The sequence below is a fragment of the Actinomycetospora chlora genome (genome assembly GCF_039542135.1).
GTDB classification, from domain to species: domain Bacteria; phylum Actinomycetota; class Actinomycetes; order Mycobacteriales; family Pseudonocardiaceae; genus Actinomycetospora; species Actinomycetospora chlora.
This window is the reverse complement of record NZ_BAABHO010000004.1, coordinates 1-16,799: the sequence shown is the minus strand read 5'-3', so window position 1 is coordinate 16,799 and position 16,799 is coordinate 1. Positions and strand designations below refer to the sequence as shown.

Below are 16,799 nucleotides of genomic sequence, written 5' to 3'. Positions count from 1 at the left end.
GGAAGCAGCGAGGGCGCCGTTCGTGTCCCCGGCGGGTGGGCGAGCGGCGGCACCGCGTGCGTCAGTTGACGCAGCCGGGCGCCGCGGCGGTGATCGGGGGCGTCCGGGACACCGGCGGCGTCGGGGTGGACGTCGACGACTCCGGCGAGTCCTCGCCCTCCTCGCTGTCCTGGCCGTCGCCGTCCTCCTCGTCGGACGACGACACGAGGCGGTCCTGGCCGCTGGTCACGGACGCGTCGGAGGACCCGATCGAGGGCGGCGGGACGAGCGCCGCGAGGGCGGCGGGGTTGCCGGCGTCGGCGGCGATCGCGGTGCCGACGAAGGCGCGCACGCCACGGGGGTCGACCTGCACCGCGGTGCCGTCGTCGGGGGTGCCGAGGTCCGTGGACCCGGTCGGGATGGTCCGGAAGGTGACCGCACCGGTGGAGAGGCCCTGCATCTGGCGGGCGAAGCCGAGCACGTCCCAGCCCGCGTCGAGCGTCACCGAGCGGGAGACCGCCCGCGCGATGTCGGCGACGGCGAACGGATCGGTGAGCGTGCCCGTCGAGAGCAGCTTCGCCGTCGCGCCGGCGAGGAACACCTGCTGGCGGGAGATGCGGTCGAGGTCGCCGTTCGGCAGTCCGTGGCGCTGGCGGACGAAGGCGAGCGCCTGCACGCCGCTGACGAGCTGGGGGCCGCCGGGCAGCGCGAGCCCGGTGTAGGAGTCCTGCACGGGCGCCCGCAGGCACACCGGCACACCGCCGATGGCGGCGCTGACGTCGGCGAAGCCCGCGAGGTTGACCGCGGCGAAGTGCGAGATCGGCAGGCCGGTGAGCTGCTGCACCGCGCCGATCGTGGCGCGGGCGCCGGCCGCGGAGGCGGCGCGCACGACGGCGGGGTCGTTCGGCGCCCGCGAGCCGGCGGCCTCCGCGGCGAACAGGCTCGTGGTGCCGGTCGGGCCGGAGCCGGTGATCGCGTCGGTGGCCTGCGCCGCCGCCCGCGACCACGCCGAATTGATCTTGTGGCGGCCCAGCCCCTGCCCGAGGTCGACGTAGGAGTCGCGCGGGATCGAGATGGCGGTGGCCCGGCCCCCGCCCGCGGGCACGTGGACGACCGTCAGCGAATCGGCCGTGCCGCCGCCCGAGTCGCCCGCGCCCGCGTTCAGGGCGGCCAGCACGTCCTCGGGCAGCGGGTTGCCCTGGGCGTCGGTGCGGTTGTCGAGGCCGACCAGCAGGATGTTCTGCTCCCCGGTCGGCGGCGGGGCGGGCCCGTCGATGACGGCGGCGGCCGGCGTGGATCGATCCAGCGTGCGCAGCTGGACCCACCCGAGCGCCGAGACGGCGATCACGGCCACCGAGAGCGCGCCCACGGCGAGGCGTGCGACCCACCGCACACGCCGCGAGCGCACCCAGGAACCGATCACGGGTCCAGCGTTCCCGGTCCGGGACCCCCCGTCACCTCCCAGTGCAGGGCATCTCACCAGGTAACACCCGTCCGGACCCTCGACAGCGACCGGGCGGGCGGATCCCGGAGGCGTGGCACCGGTGTCAGGGGCGGCCCGGCGCTCACAGGCGGCACACAAGCACGGCCCACGGGCCCGACAGCCGTCGCCACCACCGTCGTGACCATGACGGTCCACGACGCTCCGACGACCGAGCTGCGGATGCCCCGCCACGCGGCCCCACCGACCACGGTCCGCCCGGCGACGGTCGCGCGCGGCCGCGTCGCCGACCCCCGCTGGGTCCGGCCCGCCCTGCTCGCCCTGCTCGCCGCGACGGCGCTGCTGTACCTGTGGGACCTGGGCGCCTCCGGCGACGCCAACACCTACTACGCCGCGGCCGTGCAGGCCGGGACGCAGTCGTGGAAGGCGTGGCTGTTCGGCTCGCTGGACGCGTCGAACTTCATCACCGTCGACAAGCCCCCGGCGGCGCTGTGGGTCATGGGCCTCTCGGGGCGGATCTTCGGGTTCAGCACCTGGTCGATGCTCGTCCCGCAGGCGCTCATGGGCGTCGGGTCCGTCGGGCTGCTCTACGCCGCGGTGCGGCGCTGGGCGGGGCCGGGCGCGGGGCTCCTGGCCGGGGCCGCGCTGGCGCTGACGCCGGTGGCGGTGCTGATGTTCCGCTTCAACAACCCGGACGCGCTGCTGGTGCTGACGCTCGTCGCGGCGGCCTACGCGGTGGTCCGTGCCGTCGACGCCGGGGCGGCGCGGGCCGGCACGTGGTGGACGGTCGCCGCGGGGACGCTGATCGGGCTGGGCTTCCTGACGAAGATGATGCAGGCCTTCCTGGTGCTCCCGGCGCTCGTCGCGGTGCTCCTGCTGGCCTCCGCCGCCCCGCTGCGGCGCCGTCTCGCCCAGCTCGCGGCGGGTGCGGCGGCGCTCGTGGTGTCGGTCGGCTGGTACGTGCTGCTGGTCGACCGCTGGCCCGCCGAGGCCCGCCCGTACATCGGCGGCTCGACGGACAACACGCTGCTCGACCTGGTCCTCGGCTACAACGGCCTGGGCCGCATCCTCGGGGGCGAGGGCAACGGCGGCGGGGGCGGTCCGGGCGGTGACGGCGGCGGGGGCACCGGCTTCGGCGGCAGCACCGGGCTCGGGCGGATGGTCAACGACGCCTTCGGCGGCCAGATCAGCTGGCTGCTGCCGGCCGCGCTCGTCGCGCTGGTCGCCGGCCTGTGGCTCACGCGCCGCGCCCCGCGCACCGACCGCGCCCGCGCGGGCCTCGTCCTGTGGGGCGGGTGGCTGCTGGTCACCGGGCTCGTGTTCAGCTACATGGGCGGCACCATCCACCCGTACTACGCCGTGGCCCTGGCTCCCGGGCTGGTCGGGACGCTGGTGGTCGGGGGCCGCGAGGTGTGGCGCCGGCGCGGGGTGCTCGCCGCCGACGCGACGCTCGCGCTGATGGTCGCGGCGACCGCGGGCTGGAGCGTGGTGCTGCTGCGCCGCACGCCGGAGTTCCTGCCCTGGCTGCGCTGGGTCGTGGCGGTCGCGGGCGTCGTCGTCGCGGTGGCGCTGCTGGTGCCGGCGCCGTGGCGCCGGGGCCTCGGCCGGTGGGTGGTGCCCGTGCTGCTCCTCGGCGCCCTGCTGGCCGGGGCGGGCGGCGCGACCGCCTACGCGCTGCAGACGGCGGCGACGGCCCACCAGGGCTCGATCGTCAGCGCCGGACCCACGACGGGGCAGGAGATGGGCCCCGGCGGCCCGGTCGGCTCCGGCGGTCCCGGCGGCGGGCGGCCCCCGGCGGGCGCGATGCCGCCGGGCGGGGGTGCGGGTCCCGCGACCACGTCGAGCGAGCTCACCGCCCTGCTCCGGGCCTCGACGACGCGCTGGGCGGCGGCGACGGTGTCGGCGCAGGGCGCGTCGGGCCTCGAGCTCGCGAGCGGCTCCGCGGTGATGGCCATCGGCGGGTTCACCGGCTCCGACGCGGCGCCGAGCCTCGCGCAGTTCCAGGCCTACGTCGCCGCCGGCGACGTCCACTACTTCGTCGACGGCGGCCAGGGCGGCCCGGGCCGCGGGGGCCCCGGTGGCGGGCAGGACGGCGTCGGCACCCAGATCCGCGCGTGGGTCGCCGCGCACTACACGGCCACCACGATCGGCGGGACCACGGTCTACGACCTGACCCAGCCCACCTCCTGAGCCGGTTACTGGCTGGTATCGCTCGCCTGGCGAGCGATACCAGCCAGTAACCCGTGGGTTGGGCGCCGCGAGGTCTCAGGCCGCGCGGGGCTCCGACACCGGCGCGTCCCCGGGCGCGGTGGCGTCGAGGGGGTGGGCGAGCTCGTCCGGACCGAGGCGGCCGAGGAGCAACGCCGCGGCCCCGAACACCACCGGCACCAGGCCTGCGGCGAGGAACACCGGCGTCAGCCCGACGACCTCGCTGACCGGCCCCGCCAGCGCCATCGACACCGGCATGAACGCGAGCGAGACGAAGAAGTCGAGGCTCGTGACGCGCCCGAGCAGCGCGGGCGGGACGCGGCGCTGCAGCAGCGTCCCCCAGATCACCTGGGGCGCGCTGAACAGCCCGCCGACGACGAACCCGGCGACCACCATCGGCCACAGGGTGTCGACGAGACCGAACACGACCATCGGCACGCACGCCGCGGTCCACATGCTGATCATCACCGTGAGGTAGCGCCGCGGGAGACGCAGCGACGACACGAGGACCGACGCGATCGCCCCGCCCGCGCCGTGGGCGAGCAGCACGAGCGAGTGCCCGCCGGGCCCGCCGCCGGTCCGCTCGATGATCGCGAAGGGCACGAGCACCTCGAGCGGCCCGAGCACCAGCAGGATCATCAGCGACGCGAAGAGCAGCGTCACGAGCAGCCAACGGGTGGTGAGCACGTACCGGAAGCCCTCGACGAGGTCGCGCGCGACGGCCGCGACCGGGTGGCCCCGCACCTCGCCCGACAGGTCGCGACGCAGGGGACGGGCGGGCAGCGCGAGCACCGCGACGAGCGCCGCCGCGCACGTCACCGCGGTGGCGGCGAGCGCGGCCGCGGGCGAGATCGCGGCGACGAGCGCGCCCGCGAGCGCCGGCCCCGCGCCCTGCAGCAGCACCGGGCGCACGACGCCCTCGAGTCCGTTGACCGCGAGCAGCTCGTCGTCGTCGACCAGGGCGGGCACCAGCGCCGAGTACGCCGGGAAGAACAGCCCCATCGACAGCCCGATCACGCCCGCCACGACGATCAGCAGCGGCACCCCCAGCGCCCCGACCGCCGACAGCGCGGCCACGGCGCCGATCGACAGCGCGAGGACGGTGTGGACGCCGGCGAGGATGCGCTTCTGCGGCACGCGGTCGGCGAGCACGCCGCCGGCCAGGGCCGTGACGACGACCCCGAGCGCGAGCGCCCCGGACACCAGCGACAGCTCCGTCGGCCCACCGCCGAGCTCGACGACCTGCCAGACCACCGCGAGCGTCCACAGACCCTCGGCGAGCACCGAGAGCGCGAGGGCGGTGGCGAGGCGCCGGTAGGCGGAACGGCGGAGCGGGCGCAGCGCGCGGGGCAGCGCGGGCATCGTCGTCGACCTCCTCCCCGGTCCGCGGGGCACCGTAGGCCGCCGACCGGGGTCGGGGTCCAGGCATTTCCGGCACGGGTGCCCGCGGCAGCATGTGCCACCGGGCGACCGGTTGTTGCCCCGACCGGCGCCGTCGAGTACTCCCCACGTGTGCGCAAGCAGCGGTGGGTCGCGGAAGTCGGGGCGGAGAACGCGGCGTTCCTCGCCACGCGCAGTCGGACGGCGGTGCTCGCGTCGGAGTACCGGCCGCGGGATCTGGGCGACGGGCGCGTCGCCTACGACGAGCGTTCGCTCGGCGCCGCCCGCGAGCTCTCCGAGGAGGAGGAGGGCGCGATCAGCGACGACGGCGAGGGCCTGCGCGTGTGGGTGGGCGACGACGCCTTCGACCTCGAGGAGCAGGCCGTCGGGTAACGACCGCCGTCCGACCCGGGGACGCCTGGGTCAGGCGACCGGCGTCCGCGGCGCCGGTCCCCGCACCACCTGGCGCGCGGCCGGCGCGACCGCTGCGGGGCGGCGGTTGGCGACGACGCGCGGGGTGCGCCGCGGACCCAGGTGGCCGACGGCGGCGACGGGGCGGCCCGTGAGGACCGCGGCGAGCACGCCCGCGACCTCGCCGAGCCCCTGGTAGCGACGTTCGGGCAGGCGCTCGAGCAGGCCGCGCGAGACGGTGTCGACGCCGTACATCTCGGCCGCGGTGAGCACCTGCCAGCGGTGCGCGGGGAACACGAGGTCGCCGAGCACGGCGGCGAGGCGCTCCGGGAGGCCGGCGAGATCGGCGGCGGACGGGCCGGGCCGGTCGAGGTGTGCGGTCATCGGTGTCCTCCGGGGGGAGCGCCTGGTCGCGCAGTACAGGAGTGCCCCGAACGCTCGTTCGTCAATCCGGGGCGTCACCGGTGCGTCCACGATCGTGCAACTCTGCACCATTCCGGAGGGGTTGCTACCGCCCGGTAACCTCTGCGGCGTGAGCACTCCGAGCGTGCTGGGCACGTGGCGCCGCTTCTCCGGCTCGTGGCCGGGCCGCCTGCTGGTCAGCGCGGCCGTGTGGCTGCGCGCGCCGTACTTCCTCACCGCCGCGCCGGTCATCCGCCGCCTCGAACCGGGCCGCGCCGAGGTGTCGCTGCGCAACTGGTGGCTGGTGCACAACCACCTCGGCACGGTGCACGCGATCGCGTCCTGCAACCTCGCCGAGTACGCGATGGGCGTGCTCGCCGAGGCGACCGTGCCGTCGTCGCACCGGTGGATCCCGCGCGGCATGAGCGTGCAGTACCTCGCAAAGGCCGAGACCGACCTGCTCGCCGTCGCGACCTTCCCCGAGCCGCCGGCGTTCTCGGACGCGCGCGAGGACGTCGACGCCGAGGTCACGCTGACCGACGCCCACGGGACCGAGGTCGTGCACGCGACGATCACGCTGCGCATCTCCCCGCGCCCCGCCCGCACGGCGATCGCGGCCTGATCGACCCGGCGTTCCGACGCCGAGAAGCAGCGAACGCGCCGTTCGCTGCTCCCGAAGGGCCACCCCGGACCGGCGTCGCGTGCCACGATCCGCGACGACATGGCACCGCCGACCACGACCTCCGACCAGGTCCACGCCCACCGCTTCGGGCTGCGCCGGCTGCAGTCCGCGCTGGTCGGGCGGCAGCCGGTGCCGGGCGCGGACCGGGTGCGCGCGCAGGGCCGGGCCACGCTCGCCGGGGTGCTGATCGCCGCGCTGGCGCTCGGCGTCGCCACGGTGTGGGGGCTGCTGGACGGGCCGGCCGACTGGCGCAGCGCCGGCGTGGTGGTGGCCGAGGGCTCCGGCGCGCTCTACGTGGTGATCCACGATCCGGACCGCCTGGTGCCCGTGCCCAACCTCGCGTCCGCCCGCCTGGTGCTCGCCGGGCTCGCCGCGGCGGGCGGCACCGCCGGTGACCCCACCCCCGTCGAGGTGGGCGAGGCCGAGCTGGCGACCGCCCCCCGCGAGCGCGGGGTCGGCATCGTCGACGCGCCCCCGCTGCCGCCGGCGGGCGCGCCGGTGCCGCCGGTCTGGTCGGTGTGCGACACCGGCAGCCCCCAGCCCGGCGCCGCCCGCCCGTGGGAGCAGCCGCGGGTGTGGACGACGGTGCTGGCCGGCCCGGCCGTCCCCGCCCGCCCGCTCGACCCCGGCCGCGGGCTCCTGCTGCGCGACCGCTTCCTCGGCACCTGGCTGGTGCACGACGGGGTCCGCTCCCGGCTGGACCTGCGCGACCCCGCGGTCGTCCTCGCCTTCGGCCTCACCGGGCAGCTCCCGCGCCCGGTGAGCACGAGCCTGCTCAACACGCTGCCCGAGGGCCCGCCGATCGTCGCGCCGGCGATCCCCGGCCGCGGCGAGCCGCCGCCGACCGGGCCCCTGGTCGGCGAGCCGGTGGGCGGCGTCGTGCGGCTCGTCGGGCCCGGCACCCCGGACCGCTGGTACGTCGTCCAGCGCGAGGGCGTGCAGGAGGTGCCCGAGGTCGTCGCCCGGCTGGTGCGGCTCTCCGACCCCGACCCGGCCCGCGCGCAGGCTCCGGTGCCGGTCGTCTCGCCGGGCCAGCTGCGCCCGCTGGGCACGGCCCGCGGCATCGCCGTCGGTGCCTACCCCGACCCGGTGCCGGCACCCGTCCCGATGGCCGACGCGCCCACGACCTGCGCCAGCGCCGAGGGCGGCGGCCCCGTCGTGCTCACCGTCGGCACCGACCCGCCGGCCACCACGACGCCCCCGACGACGCTCGCCCAGGCCGACGGCTCCGGCGAGCGGGTGGACGCCGTTGCCGTGCCGGGGTCCGGCGTCACCGTGCGGGCGGTCCCGGCCGGGCGTCCGGACGCGCCCGGGAGCCCGATCGTCGTGTCCGGTTCCGGGACCGCCTCGGCCGTTCCCGACCCGGGGACCGCGGAGACGCTCGGCCTCGGCACGGCGTTCCCGCCGGCCCCGCAGGCGGTGGTCGGCCTGCTCCCGGCCGGGCCGGTGCTCTCGATCGCCGACGCGCTGACCCCGCTGCCCGCGGGGGGCTGACCCCACGTCAGGGCTGGCGGCGGTTCCCCAGCGTCGTCGTGGTCGTCGTGGTCGGGGGCTCCACCACCGGCGGCACGACCACGGGGGGCGGCACGGTCGTGGTGGTGGTCGTGGTCGTCGTGGTGGTCGTGCGCCGCGTCGTCGTGGTGGTGCGCCGCGTGCGGGGCGCGGTCGCCTCCTCGGTCCGGTCCTGCGTCGTGGTGACCTGCGGGGCGACGGGCAGCGGCGGCGGGGGCGGGGCGAGGGTGGCCGACGGCACCGGCGGCGGCAGCGGCCGGTCGTCGGAGAGCACCGCGTACGCGACGGCCGAGCCGGCGACGAGCAGCACGGCGGCGGCGGCGGCGCGGGCCGCGGCGAGGCGGCGCCGGCGGCGGCCGACCACGGGCTCGGGGCGGGCGAGCGGGGACGCGCCGGTGGGCGTCAGCTCCGGGGCGAGCGTGGCGACCGGCTGGGCGGCGAGGGGCCCCGACCCGCCGACCACCGCGGTCGGCGCGGTCATGAGCACCGGCGACAGGACGGTCTCGGCCTCCATGCCGACCTCGCGGGACACCCCGCGCAGCGCGGCCACGACCTCCTCGGCGGTCGGGCGGTCACCGGGATCGTCGGCGGTCATGGCCGTGAGCAGCGCCTCGAGGCCCACCGGCAGGCCGGTGGGCACGACGGGACGGCGGTGCAGGCGGGCGACGGCGGCCTCGAGGGCGTTGCCGGGGTACTCGCGACGACCGGTGAGGCACTCGATGAGCACGAGGCCCAGCGCGTAGATGTCGACCGCGCCGTCGATCGGCTCGCCGCGGACCTGCTCGGGACTGAGGTACGACGCGGTGCCGATGACCATGCCGGCCGCGGTGACCGGGGCGGCGTCGTGGACCGCGGCGATGCCGAAGTCGGACAGGTGGGCGCGGCCCTCGGCGTCGAGCAGGACGTTGCCGGGCTTGACGTCGCGGTGCACGACACCGCGGCGGTGCACGTAGGCCAGGGCGTCGGCCAGGGCCGCGCCCAGGGCGACGACGTCGACCACCGGCAGCGGGCCCGCCCGCACGCGCTGGGCGAGCGTGTCGCCCTCGATGAGCTGCATGACGAAGTAGGCGCGGCCGTCCTCGTCACCGACGTCGTAGACCGTGACCAGCCCGGGGTGCGACAGCCCGGCGAGCGTGAGCACCTCGCGGCGGTGGCGGGCCTCCTGGCCCTCCTCGATGTCGCCGATCTTCTCGGCGGGGTCCGCCGGGTCGCCCGGCGACGCGTCGCTCGCCACGGCGGAGCCGGCGGCGTTGAACATCTTGATGGCCACGTCGCGGCCCAGGAGCTCGTCACGGGCCCGGAAGACGTCCGCCGCCCCGCCGCGACCGATGAGGTCGCCGACGGTGTAGCGGCCGCCCACCGTCGCGGGCGGACCGGTGTCGGTGCTCAACAGCCCGCCCTCCTCCCGTGGGGTCGGCCCCGATCATCCCTGACGACGGGTCCCTCGTCTGCGTGACGTCCCGAGCGGCGCGTCGCCCGAACGGCGGGTTGCCGGTCGTGGTCGTCACCGATCTCGGTGACGTCCCCCGTGGAGAACACGGGCGGCCCCTGCCCGGTGGTTCGACCCGCGGGGTTGCGGCGTTACCCGCTCAGACGATCGAGCACGGCCGGTAGGGCGTCCGGGTGCACGACCACCAACGACCGGGTGGCACGGGTCAGGGCCACGTAGAGGTCGTTGAGCCCGCGGGGCGAGGCGTCGACGATCCCGGCCGGGTCGACGAGGACGACGGCGTCGAACTCGAGGCCCTTCGCGTCGGCGACCTCGCTGACGACGACCTCGGACTCCAGGTCCACCTCGGCACCCGGCCCGGCACCGCCGCCCAGCGCCGCGGCCAGCGCGTCGACCCGCTCGCCGGGGGCCAGGACCGCCACGCGGCCGGCGCCCTCGGCGTCGACGACGTCCGCGCGGGCCGCCCGCGCCCGCGCCGCCGCCTCGGTGACGAGCGCGGCCTCGTCAACGGCCACGGCCGTGGGCGCGATCCCGGACTCGCGCACCGAGTCCGGGGGTGTGGCCGACGGGTCGATCGCGGCGAGGACGTCGGCGGCGACCGCCATGATCTCCGCGGGCGTGCGGTAGTTGACCGTCAGCACCTCGCGGCGCCAGCGCGACGCCACGTAGGGCGAGAGCACCTCGCCCCACGACGACGCCCCGCCGCGCGCGCCGGTCTGGGCCACGTCGCCCACGAGCGTCATCGACCGGCTGGGGCAGCGGCGCATGAGCACCCGCCAGGCCATCGGCGAGAGCTCCTGCGCCTCGTCGACGATGACGTGCCCGAACGTCCAGGTGCGGTCGTCGGCGGCGCGCTCGGCGGCCGAGGCGTAGGTGGCCTCGCGGGTGCGGTCGGCCAGGACGCTGGCGTCGACGACGTCGGTGGGCCGCAGCAGCTCGGGGTCCCAGTCCTCCTCCATCGCGAGGATCTCGAGCACCCCCGCCGCGTAGGCCTCGTCGGCCTCCCGCTTGCGCTCCTCGGCCTCGCGGGCGGCGGTGTCGTCCTCGCCCAGCAGCTCGGCGACCTCGTCGAGCAGCACCGCGTCCGCCGGGCTCCACCAGGAGCCGTCGAGCAGGTCCTCGGGCGGCCCGCCGGCCCGCGCCAGCAGCGCGCGATCGGAGTCGCTCCACCCACGGGTGACCGCGCGCAGGCGACGGTCGTCGGTGTAGAGCTCGGCCAGCAGCTGCGGCGGTGTCAGGGTGGGCCACAGGGCGTCGAGCGCCGCCCGCAGGTCCGGGTCGGCGCGCAGGCCGGCGCGGACGTCGGCGAGGTCGCCGCGGTCGAGCAGGTTGCTGCGCCCGTCGAGGTCACGGCCCACCCGGTCGACCTCCCGGCGGGCGAGCTGGTCGACCGCCTCGCGGATGAACGTCCTCTTGGCGTCGTTGTGCGGCCGGCGGGTGCGGCGCGCGCGGGTGCGGGCCTGCGCCACGAGGTCGCGGTCGAGCACCACCGGCTCGCCGTCGACGACGAGCCGGATCGGCCGCCGCGGCAGCTCCTGGCGGTCGCGCACCGCGGTGGAGAGCACCTTGGTCATCTCGGTGCGGCCCTTCAGCGCCGCGGCCGCCGCCGGCTCGTGGCGGTGCGCGGCGAGGCCGGGGTAGAGCTCACCGACGGTCGAGAGCAGCACGCTGGTCTCGCCGAGGGAGGGCAGGACCTGCTCGATGTAGCGCAGGAACGTCGGGTTCGGGCCGACGACGAGCACGCCGCGGCGGGCCAGCTGCCGCCGGTGGGTGTAGAGCAGGTACGCCGCGCGGTGCAGCGCGACGGCGGTCTTGCCGGTGCCCGGCCCGCCCTCCACCACGACGACGCCGTTGGCGCTGGAGCGGATGACGCGGTCCTGCTCGCCCTGGATGGTGGCGACGATGTCGCCCATCCGGCCGGTGCGCCCGGCCGACAGGGCCGCCAGCAGCACGGCCTCGCCGGTCAGCCCGGTGCGCTGGGTGACGCTCGCGCCGAGCCGCGCGGCCTCCTCGAGGTCGAGGATCTCGTCGTCGACGGCGGTGACGCGGCGGCTGCGCGAGCGGATGTGGCGGCGCCGGCGCACGCCGTCGGGCGACGCCGCGGTGGCCGTGTAGTACGGCCGGGCGGCCGGGGCCCGCCAGTCGATCAGCAGCGGCTCGTAGTCGTGCTCGTCGTCGAGCAGGCCGAGGCGCCCGACGTAGAGGACGTCCTGGTCGAGCCCGTCGATCGGCCCGGGCTCGCCGTCGACCGGCGGGGGCGGCGGGCGGTCCGGGTCGAGGTCGAGCCGGCCGAAGCACAGGCCGTTCTCGACGGCCGAGAGCGTCGCGAGCTGCTCGGAGTACATCTGGGCGGCGGCGTCGCGCTCGGAGACCGCCTGCGGCGTGCCCGTCGTCTCCTCGCGCAGCACCCGGGCGAGCAGGGCCGCCGTCTCGGTGCGGCGCTCGTCGAGCTTGCCGTAGAGCATCGCCACGTAGGGCTGCTCGGCGGCCACCGGGTCGGCGGCGGCGTCGTCGCCCTCGGCGAGGGCGGCGGGACGGGCGCTGCGGGCGGGGTCGGCAGCGGGCTCGGTGGACGAGGACGTACGGGTCACGCAGGCCTTCCCCAGCGGGACGGTCCGGCGCCGGTGTGCCGGGACGACCATCCACGGTAGCGCCGCACCCCGACGACGTGCCGTCCTCACACCGACGGGCGGTCACCCCGTGGCGCCGGAGCGGCCCGGCGTCCCCCGCCGGTGTCCCGCGTGCGAGGCCGTCGTCCGGACGGCGATCCCGTCAGGCGGGCGCGTTCCGCACGACGGTCGTGCCGTCGGACTCCCCGTCACGCCGCACGCGGCCCTGCGCCGCGAGCACCTCGAGGTGGGCCTCGGTCTCCAGCACCGCCAGCATCCGGTTGAACGGCTCCATCTCGTCGAGACGGAGCTCGCGGCGGGTCCAGCGCAGGGCCTCGGCGACCTCGGCGGCCGTCGTCAGCCCGCGCTCGACGCCCCCGGCGATCTCGTCGAGGCGCTGCTCGTGGTGGGCCAGCAGCTCGTCGACGCGGGCGTGGACGCTCGGCGCCACCGGGCCGTGCGCGGGCAGCAGCAGGCGGTCGGGCTCGGCGCGCACCGCGGCCAGCGACGTCAGGTAGCGGGACAGCGCGCCGGGCGTCGCGGCCGGCTCGAAGCCGATCGAGGGCGTGATGTGGGGCAGCACGTGGTCACCCGCGTAGAGCATCGACGCCACCCCGGGCGTCTCGTCGACGAACACCACGTGCCCGCGGGTGTGGCCCGGGGTCTCGCGGACCACCAGCCGGCGCCCGCCCGCGTCCAGCGCCTGCCCGTCGGTGAGCCACTCGTCGGGGTCGGCGAAGTCCTCCTGCGGCGGCGGCTCGGCCTCCTCGAGCCAGCGCCGGATCGTGGCGGCCAGCTCGGGCGCGCCGGCCCGCTCCAGGGCGACCACCTGCGCGTCCAGTCCGGTGTCGCGCCCGCGCACCCGCTGCAGCGACTCCGCCTCGCCCGCGCCCAGCGCCACCCGGCCGCCGTGGGCGCGGCGCAGGGCGACGGCCTGGCTGTAGTGGTCGCGGTGGACGTGGGTGACGAGGAAGCGCCGCACGTCGCCGGGCTCGGCGCCGATCCCGCCGAGCAGCCGGCGCAGCTGGTCGCGCGACGTGTCGATCGCCCAGCCGCCGTCGACGAGGGTGAGCTCCCCGTCGCCGTCCGGCGGCACGAGCACGTAGACGTTGACCGCCCGCAGCGCGTCGTTGGGCAGGGGCAGCGGCAGGCGGTGGACACCCGGGGCGACCGTCTCGAGCTCGGGACGGCTCCACGCGTGCCGGTCGGTGATCACTCCCCGGAGGATGCCCCTGCGCCCGCCGTCGCCGCACGTCGGGGGGCGTCGCCGGTGCGGTCGTCCTCGTCACCCCCGGCGTCACGCCCGCCCGGCGCGGCGGCCTCGGCGTCCGCGGCGGCACGCCGCGCGGCGGCCACCCCGAAGTGGTCGCCGCCCTTGCGGCGCACGTCGTCGGTGCCCCAGTCGCGCGTGCGGTCGACCGGGACGAGCCGCGGGATGTGCTTGCGGCAGTGGACGTAGGCCTCCTCGACCGTGACCTCCACCCACATCTCCGCGCGGCGCCCGGGCACGGTCTCCACCGGCAGGTCCGGGTGCTCGCGGCGCAGGTCCGCGTCCTCGACGAGGCGGGCCGAGCCGTTGACGTGCAGGCCGATGAGCTCGTCGGTGAAGTCGACCATCAGCAGCCCGACGTGCGGGTTCTCGCTGATGTTGCCCAGGCTCGCCATGACCCCGTTGCCCCGGTACTCCGGCCAGGCCATGTGCCGCTCGTCGAGCACCCGCAGGAACCCGGGCGGGCCGGCCCGCAGCGTCGAGTCGCACTCGCCGCCGGCGTCGGACGTCGCCACGAACGCCATCGTCATCCGCGCGATGAACTCCCGCATCGACGGGACGAGCACGTCGCAGGTCTGGTCGTCGTGGAAGCGCTGCGCCCGCGCCGCGGTGCCGAGCGCCTCCTGGAGGGCGTGCTCGCCGGCGGAGCCGGGTCGATCGGGACGGGGATCGGGCACCCGGTCGGTCATCGACGCCTCTCTCGCGGCCGTGGCGGGCCGCCGGGTCGGCGTGGCCGCGCGAGCATGGGTGGGGGAGCACGCGGGGTCACGTCGGTCGGGGGACGAACCCGATGTAACGCTCTCGTCCGAGCTGTGTCGAGCCCGCTGCGTACCGCGACGCTCACCCGGAGCAACCGCTCGCGCAGGTCGCGCAGTGGACCGTGCTCCGAACAGCCGCACTTCACTGTGACGTGCGTCACGCCGTGATCGGGCCGAGACCTCCGCGCGGCGGCGTCGTGACCCGGGGCGGGTGGCCTGAGCAGCCCGAACCCCCGGTGTCGCTGCGTGCGCCCGCCACCGCGGCGGGTGACCGGGGAGCCCGGGGGGCTTCCCCCGGTCCCTAGTGTGGCTGCCGTCCGGACACCCGTGCAGCTGGTGCCGGACCCGCGTTCGTCCCGCCCGGGCCTGCCCGGCGAGCGCGGCCCCCGAACCCAGCGTGGGCAGGCCGAGAACGTCGGGCGCCGGACTCCCCACCGGCGGCCCGGCACCTGGTTCGCTCCCCCTCGGCCAGGTCGACGCGGCGGCGCGACGGAGACCGCGCATGGCTCGACACCGAGCGGCGCCCGCCCGAGCGGCGACGCCTCCCGCCAGCCCCGACCCGGCGATCCCGACCGCCCGGGCCACCACCGCCACCGCCACCGCCGTGGCCGACCCGCCCGGCCCCCTCCTGCCCCGCCAGGGGCTCACCGAGGCGCACCCGTCGGGCCCCCTGCCGCGGGCGCGCTCGCGGCGGTCCGACGGCGCACGGCGCGCGCACGACCCCCACACCTCGCCGCTCGACCTCGCCGCCATCGCGCTCGCGGCGGCCAAGGAGCGCCGCTCGGCGTTCCCGGCGACGGGCAGCTCGCCCGCCACGGCGGCCCCCGTGGCGCGCACGGCCGCCGACGAGCCCCTCGACGGGGTCACCACGGGCGGCACCCCGCGCCCGGCCTACCCCGCGGCCGTGCCGAGCGGGATCGCGCCCCTGACGCCGTCGCACGCGGTACCGGCGGTCGGCGGTCGTCCCGCGCCGCGGCGCCGGGTGGCGCTGCCGACCCGCACGGCCGGGGCCCTCGCCCTGGTCGGCGCCCTCGACGGCGGCGGCGACGCGATCGTGGGAGGCGGCACGATGATGGCCGCCGACACCACCACCGACACCGGCCAGATCGCGGCGCCCGACCTCGCGGCGGGCAGCGCGCCCGCCGCCGCGGCGGCGGCGTCGGTGGCGCCGGACCGCGACGAGCGGCCGCAGGGCGGGCGCCACCGCGCCGACGGCACCGGGGCGTCGTCGGCGGCGCCCTCGGCGGCACCGTCCCGCGTCACGCCCGACGCGGACGGCGACGCGGACGGGAGCTCGTCCGGCTACTGAGCCGGGCCCGGACACACGACGGGGCGGGTGGCGATCCCGGAGGATCGCCACCCGCCCCGTGTCGTGCGTGCGCTCAGCCGAGCGCGCTGACCAGCGCCTCGCGCTGCCGGGATCCGAGGCCGGCGACGCGCCGGTCCTCGGGGATGCCGGCCTGCTCGAGCACGGCGGCGGCCTTGGCGGGGCCGTAGCCGGGCAGCGCCCGGACGAGCTGGGAGACCTTCGTCTTCCCGGCGATCGGGTCGCTCTTGCCCCGGTCGAGCACCGCCGGGATCGTCTCGTCGCCGCTCTTGATGCCGGCCAGGAGGGCCGAGCGGGCCTGGCGGGCCTCGCGCGACTTGGCCTGGGCGGCCTCGCGCTGCTCGGGGGTCAACGTCGGGAGGGCCATCGCGGTGTCTCCCCTCTCTGTGGTGCAGGTCGTCGCGGGCGGGCCGCGACGGCGGTCGGACCGGTCGCACAGACGGTCACACGGACTCCTCGGTCGAACCGCACGCCACGCCGCGGTGGCGCCGCGATCCGGACGTCCGGGCCGATGGTTGCGGGACCGTACACCAGCGCGACGGGTGACCCGTCCCTGACCTGGGCGGATCAGGTCGCGGCGGTCCCCGCGGCGATCGCGTGGGGCACCTCGGTGACCGCGGGGAGGGCCGCCGTCACCCACGTGCACCTCCTCCCGTCGCGGCGGGGCCGCCGCGGTGACGGGCGGTCAGCGTCGGGGACCCACCGCGCGGTGGACGACCGCGGGCGGGAGGTTCCGCCAGACCACCGGCGACGTCGTGACCTCGGCGAAGCAGGCGCCGAGCTCCGCGCGCAGCGCGCGCGCCGGCGCCGCCCAGGACGTCCACGTGTAGCCGAACTGCACGAACACCCCGCCGTCACCGAGCGCGCGGGCCACCACGGGCAGCAGCGAGTCCTCCCGGCCGGGCCGCGTGGCCGACCAGCCCAGGCCGCTGACCACCACGTCGGCGGCGGCGAGACCGCGCAGCGCGAGCAGGGTCGGGAGCTCGGCGACGTCGGCGGGGACGACCTCCACCGACGGCAGGCGCTCGGCCAGCCGGTGGGCGAGCACCGGGTTGATCTCGACGGCGAGCTGGCGGCCGTGGCCGGCGAGGCGGTCGGCGAGCAGGCCCGTGAACGCCCCGCTGCCGGCGCCGAGCTCGACCACCACCGGGTCGGGCGGCGCGCCGCGCAGGGCGGCGTCGGCCATCGTCCGGGCGAGCGCGGTGCTGCTCGGCCAGATCGAGGCGGTGGCGACGGGCGCGCGCACGAACTGCGCGGCGAACACCGCGCGGTCGGACAGCGAGGCGTGACGGTCGGGCTCAGGCGGCATGGGCGAGCTCCGGGACGGCCCGCACCGGGGCGGCGGGCGCGGCGGGGTGCGCGGCGGGGTG

14 protein-coding genes are annotated in these 16,799 nt (G+C 77.4%); 5 read left to right on the top strand and 9 right to left on the bottom strand.

Annotated elements, in window-relative coordinates; all coding sequences use genetic code 11:
- Positions 1–61 precede the first annotated feature (61 nt).
- Complete coding sequence (locus tag ABD994_RS03280; protein ID WP_345410965.1) at positions 62–1,402, bottom strand: LCP family protein; 1,341 nt, start codon at positions 1,400–1,402, stop codon at positions 62–64.
- 204 nt (positions 1,403–1,606) lie between these two features.
- Between ABD994_RS03280 and ABD994_RS03275 the strand changes: the two genes are divergently transcribed.
- Positions 1,607–3,610 carry an ArnT family glycosyltransferase gene (locus ABD994_RS03275; RefSeq protein WP_345410964.1) on the top strand — a complete coding sequence of 668 codons (2,004 nt, stop codon included), beginning with the start codon at positions 1,607–1,609 and terminating at the stop codon, positions 3,608–3,610.
- 75 nt (positions 3,611–3,685) lie between these two features.
- On the opposite strand, the gene ABD994_RS03270 is transcribed toward ABD994_RS03275, so the two are convergent.
- Entirely contained in the window at positions 3,686–4,990 is a 1,305-nt protein-coding gene (locus tag ABD994_RS03270) for an MFS transporter (protein ID WP_345410962.1), read from the bottom strand.
- A gap of 150 nt (positions 4,991–5,140) precedes the next feature.
- Between ABD994_RS03270 and ABD994_RS03265 the strand changes: the two genes are divergently transcribed.
- The gene (locus ABD994_RS03265; RefSeq protein ID WP_345410961.1) at positions 5,141–5,401 is read left to right on the top strand and encodes a hypothetical protein; all 261 of its coding nucleotides are present in this window, start codon (positions 5,141–5,143) and stop codon (positions 5,399–5,401) included.
- A gap of 30 nt (positions 5,402–5,431) precedes the next feature.
- On the opposite strand, the gene ABD994_RS03260 is transcribed toward ABD994_RS03265, so the two are convergent.
- A complete protein-coding gene (locus ABD994_RS03260) occupies positions 5,432–5,803 on the bottom strand; it encodes a DUF2795 domain-containing protein (RefSeq protein WP_345410960.1) in 372 nt (123 codons plus the stop codon).
- Positions 5,804–5,951: 148 nt separating this feature from the next.
- Here ABD994_RS03260 and ABD994_RS03255 point away from each other — a divergent pair, with 148 nt between their 5' ends.
- Together ABD994_RS03255 and eccB are read left to right on the top strand one after the other, a co-directional pair.
- A complete protein-coding gene (locus tag ABD994_RS03255) occupies positions 5,952–6,443 on the top strand; it encodes a hotdog fold domain-containing protein (RefSeq protein WP_345410959.1) in 492 nt (163 codons plus the stop codon).
- 99 nt (positions 6,444–6,542) lie between these two features.
- Positions 6,543–7,997, top strand: a complete 1,455-nt coding sequence (eccB, locus tag ABD994_RS03250) for a type VII secretion protein EccB (RefSeq protein WP_345410958.1) — start codon at positions 6,543–6,545, stop codon at positions 7,995–7,997.
- Positions 7,998–8,004: 7 nt separating this feature from the next.
- On the opposite strand, the gene ABD994_RS03245 is transcribed toward eccB, so the two are convergent.
- The 4 genes from ABD994_RS03245 to ABD994_RS03230 form a co-directional block, all read right to left on the bottom strand.
- Positions 8,005–9,405 carry a serine/threonine-protein kinase gene (locus tag ABD994_RS03245; protein ID WP_345410956.1) on the bottom strand — a complete coding sequence of 467 codons (1,401 nt, stop codon included), beginning with the start codon at positions 9,403–9,405 and terminating at the stop codon, positions 8,005–8,007.
- A gap of 191 nt (positions 9,406–9,596) precedes the next feature.
- Positions 9,597–12,107 carry a HelD family protein gene (locus ABD994_RS03240; RefSeq protein WP_425550009.1) on the bottom strand — a complete coding sequence of 837 codons (2,511 nt, stop codon included), beginning with the start codon at positions 12,105–12,107 and terminating at the stop codon, positions 9,597–9,599.
- 130 nt (positions 12,108–12,237) lie between these two features.
- On the bottom strand, positions 12,238–13,290 hold the full coding sequence (locus ABD994_RS03235; protein ID WP_345410955.1) for an MBL fold metallo-hydrolase: 1,053 nt from the start codon (positions 13,288–13,290) through the stop codon (positions 12,238–12,240).
- On the bottom strand, positions 13,287–14,033 hold the full coding sequence (locus ABD994_RS03230; protein ID WP_345410954.1) for a pyridoxamine 5'-phosphate oxidase family protein: 747 nt from the start codon (positions 14,031–14,033) through the stop codon (positions 13,287–13,289). The genes ABD994_RS03235 and ABD994_RS03230 overlap by 4 nt, the downstream gene beginning before the upstream one ends.
- Before the next feature lie 571 nt (positions 14,034–14,604).
- On the opposite strand from ABD994_RS03230, the gene ABD994_RS03225 reads away from it, so the two are divergent.
- Positions 14,605–15,411, top strand: coding sequence for a hypothetical protein (locus tag ABD994_RS03225; RefSeq protein WP_345410953.1), 807 nt, complete (start codon positions 14,605–14,607; stop codon positions 15,409–15,411).
- A 73-nt stretch (positions 15,412–15,484) separates the two neighbouring features.
- On the opposite strand, the gene mihF is transcribed toward ABD994_RS03225, so the two are convergent.
- Positions 15,485–15,796 (bottom strand): integration host factor, actinobacterial type, encoded by a 312-nt coding sequence (mihF, locus tag ABD994_RS03220; RefSeq protein ID WP_274203977.1) that lies wholly within the window; start codon positions 15,794–15,796, stop codon positions 15,485–15,487.
- Positions 15,797–16,114: 318 nt separating this feature from the next.
- A complete protein-coding gene (locus ABD994_RS03215; protein ID WP_345410952.1) occupies positions 16,115–16,738 on the bottom strand; it encodes a class I SAM-dependent methyltransferase in 624 nt (207 codons plus the stop codon).
- Positions 16,739–16,799: the final 61 nt, after the last annotated feature.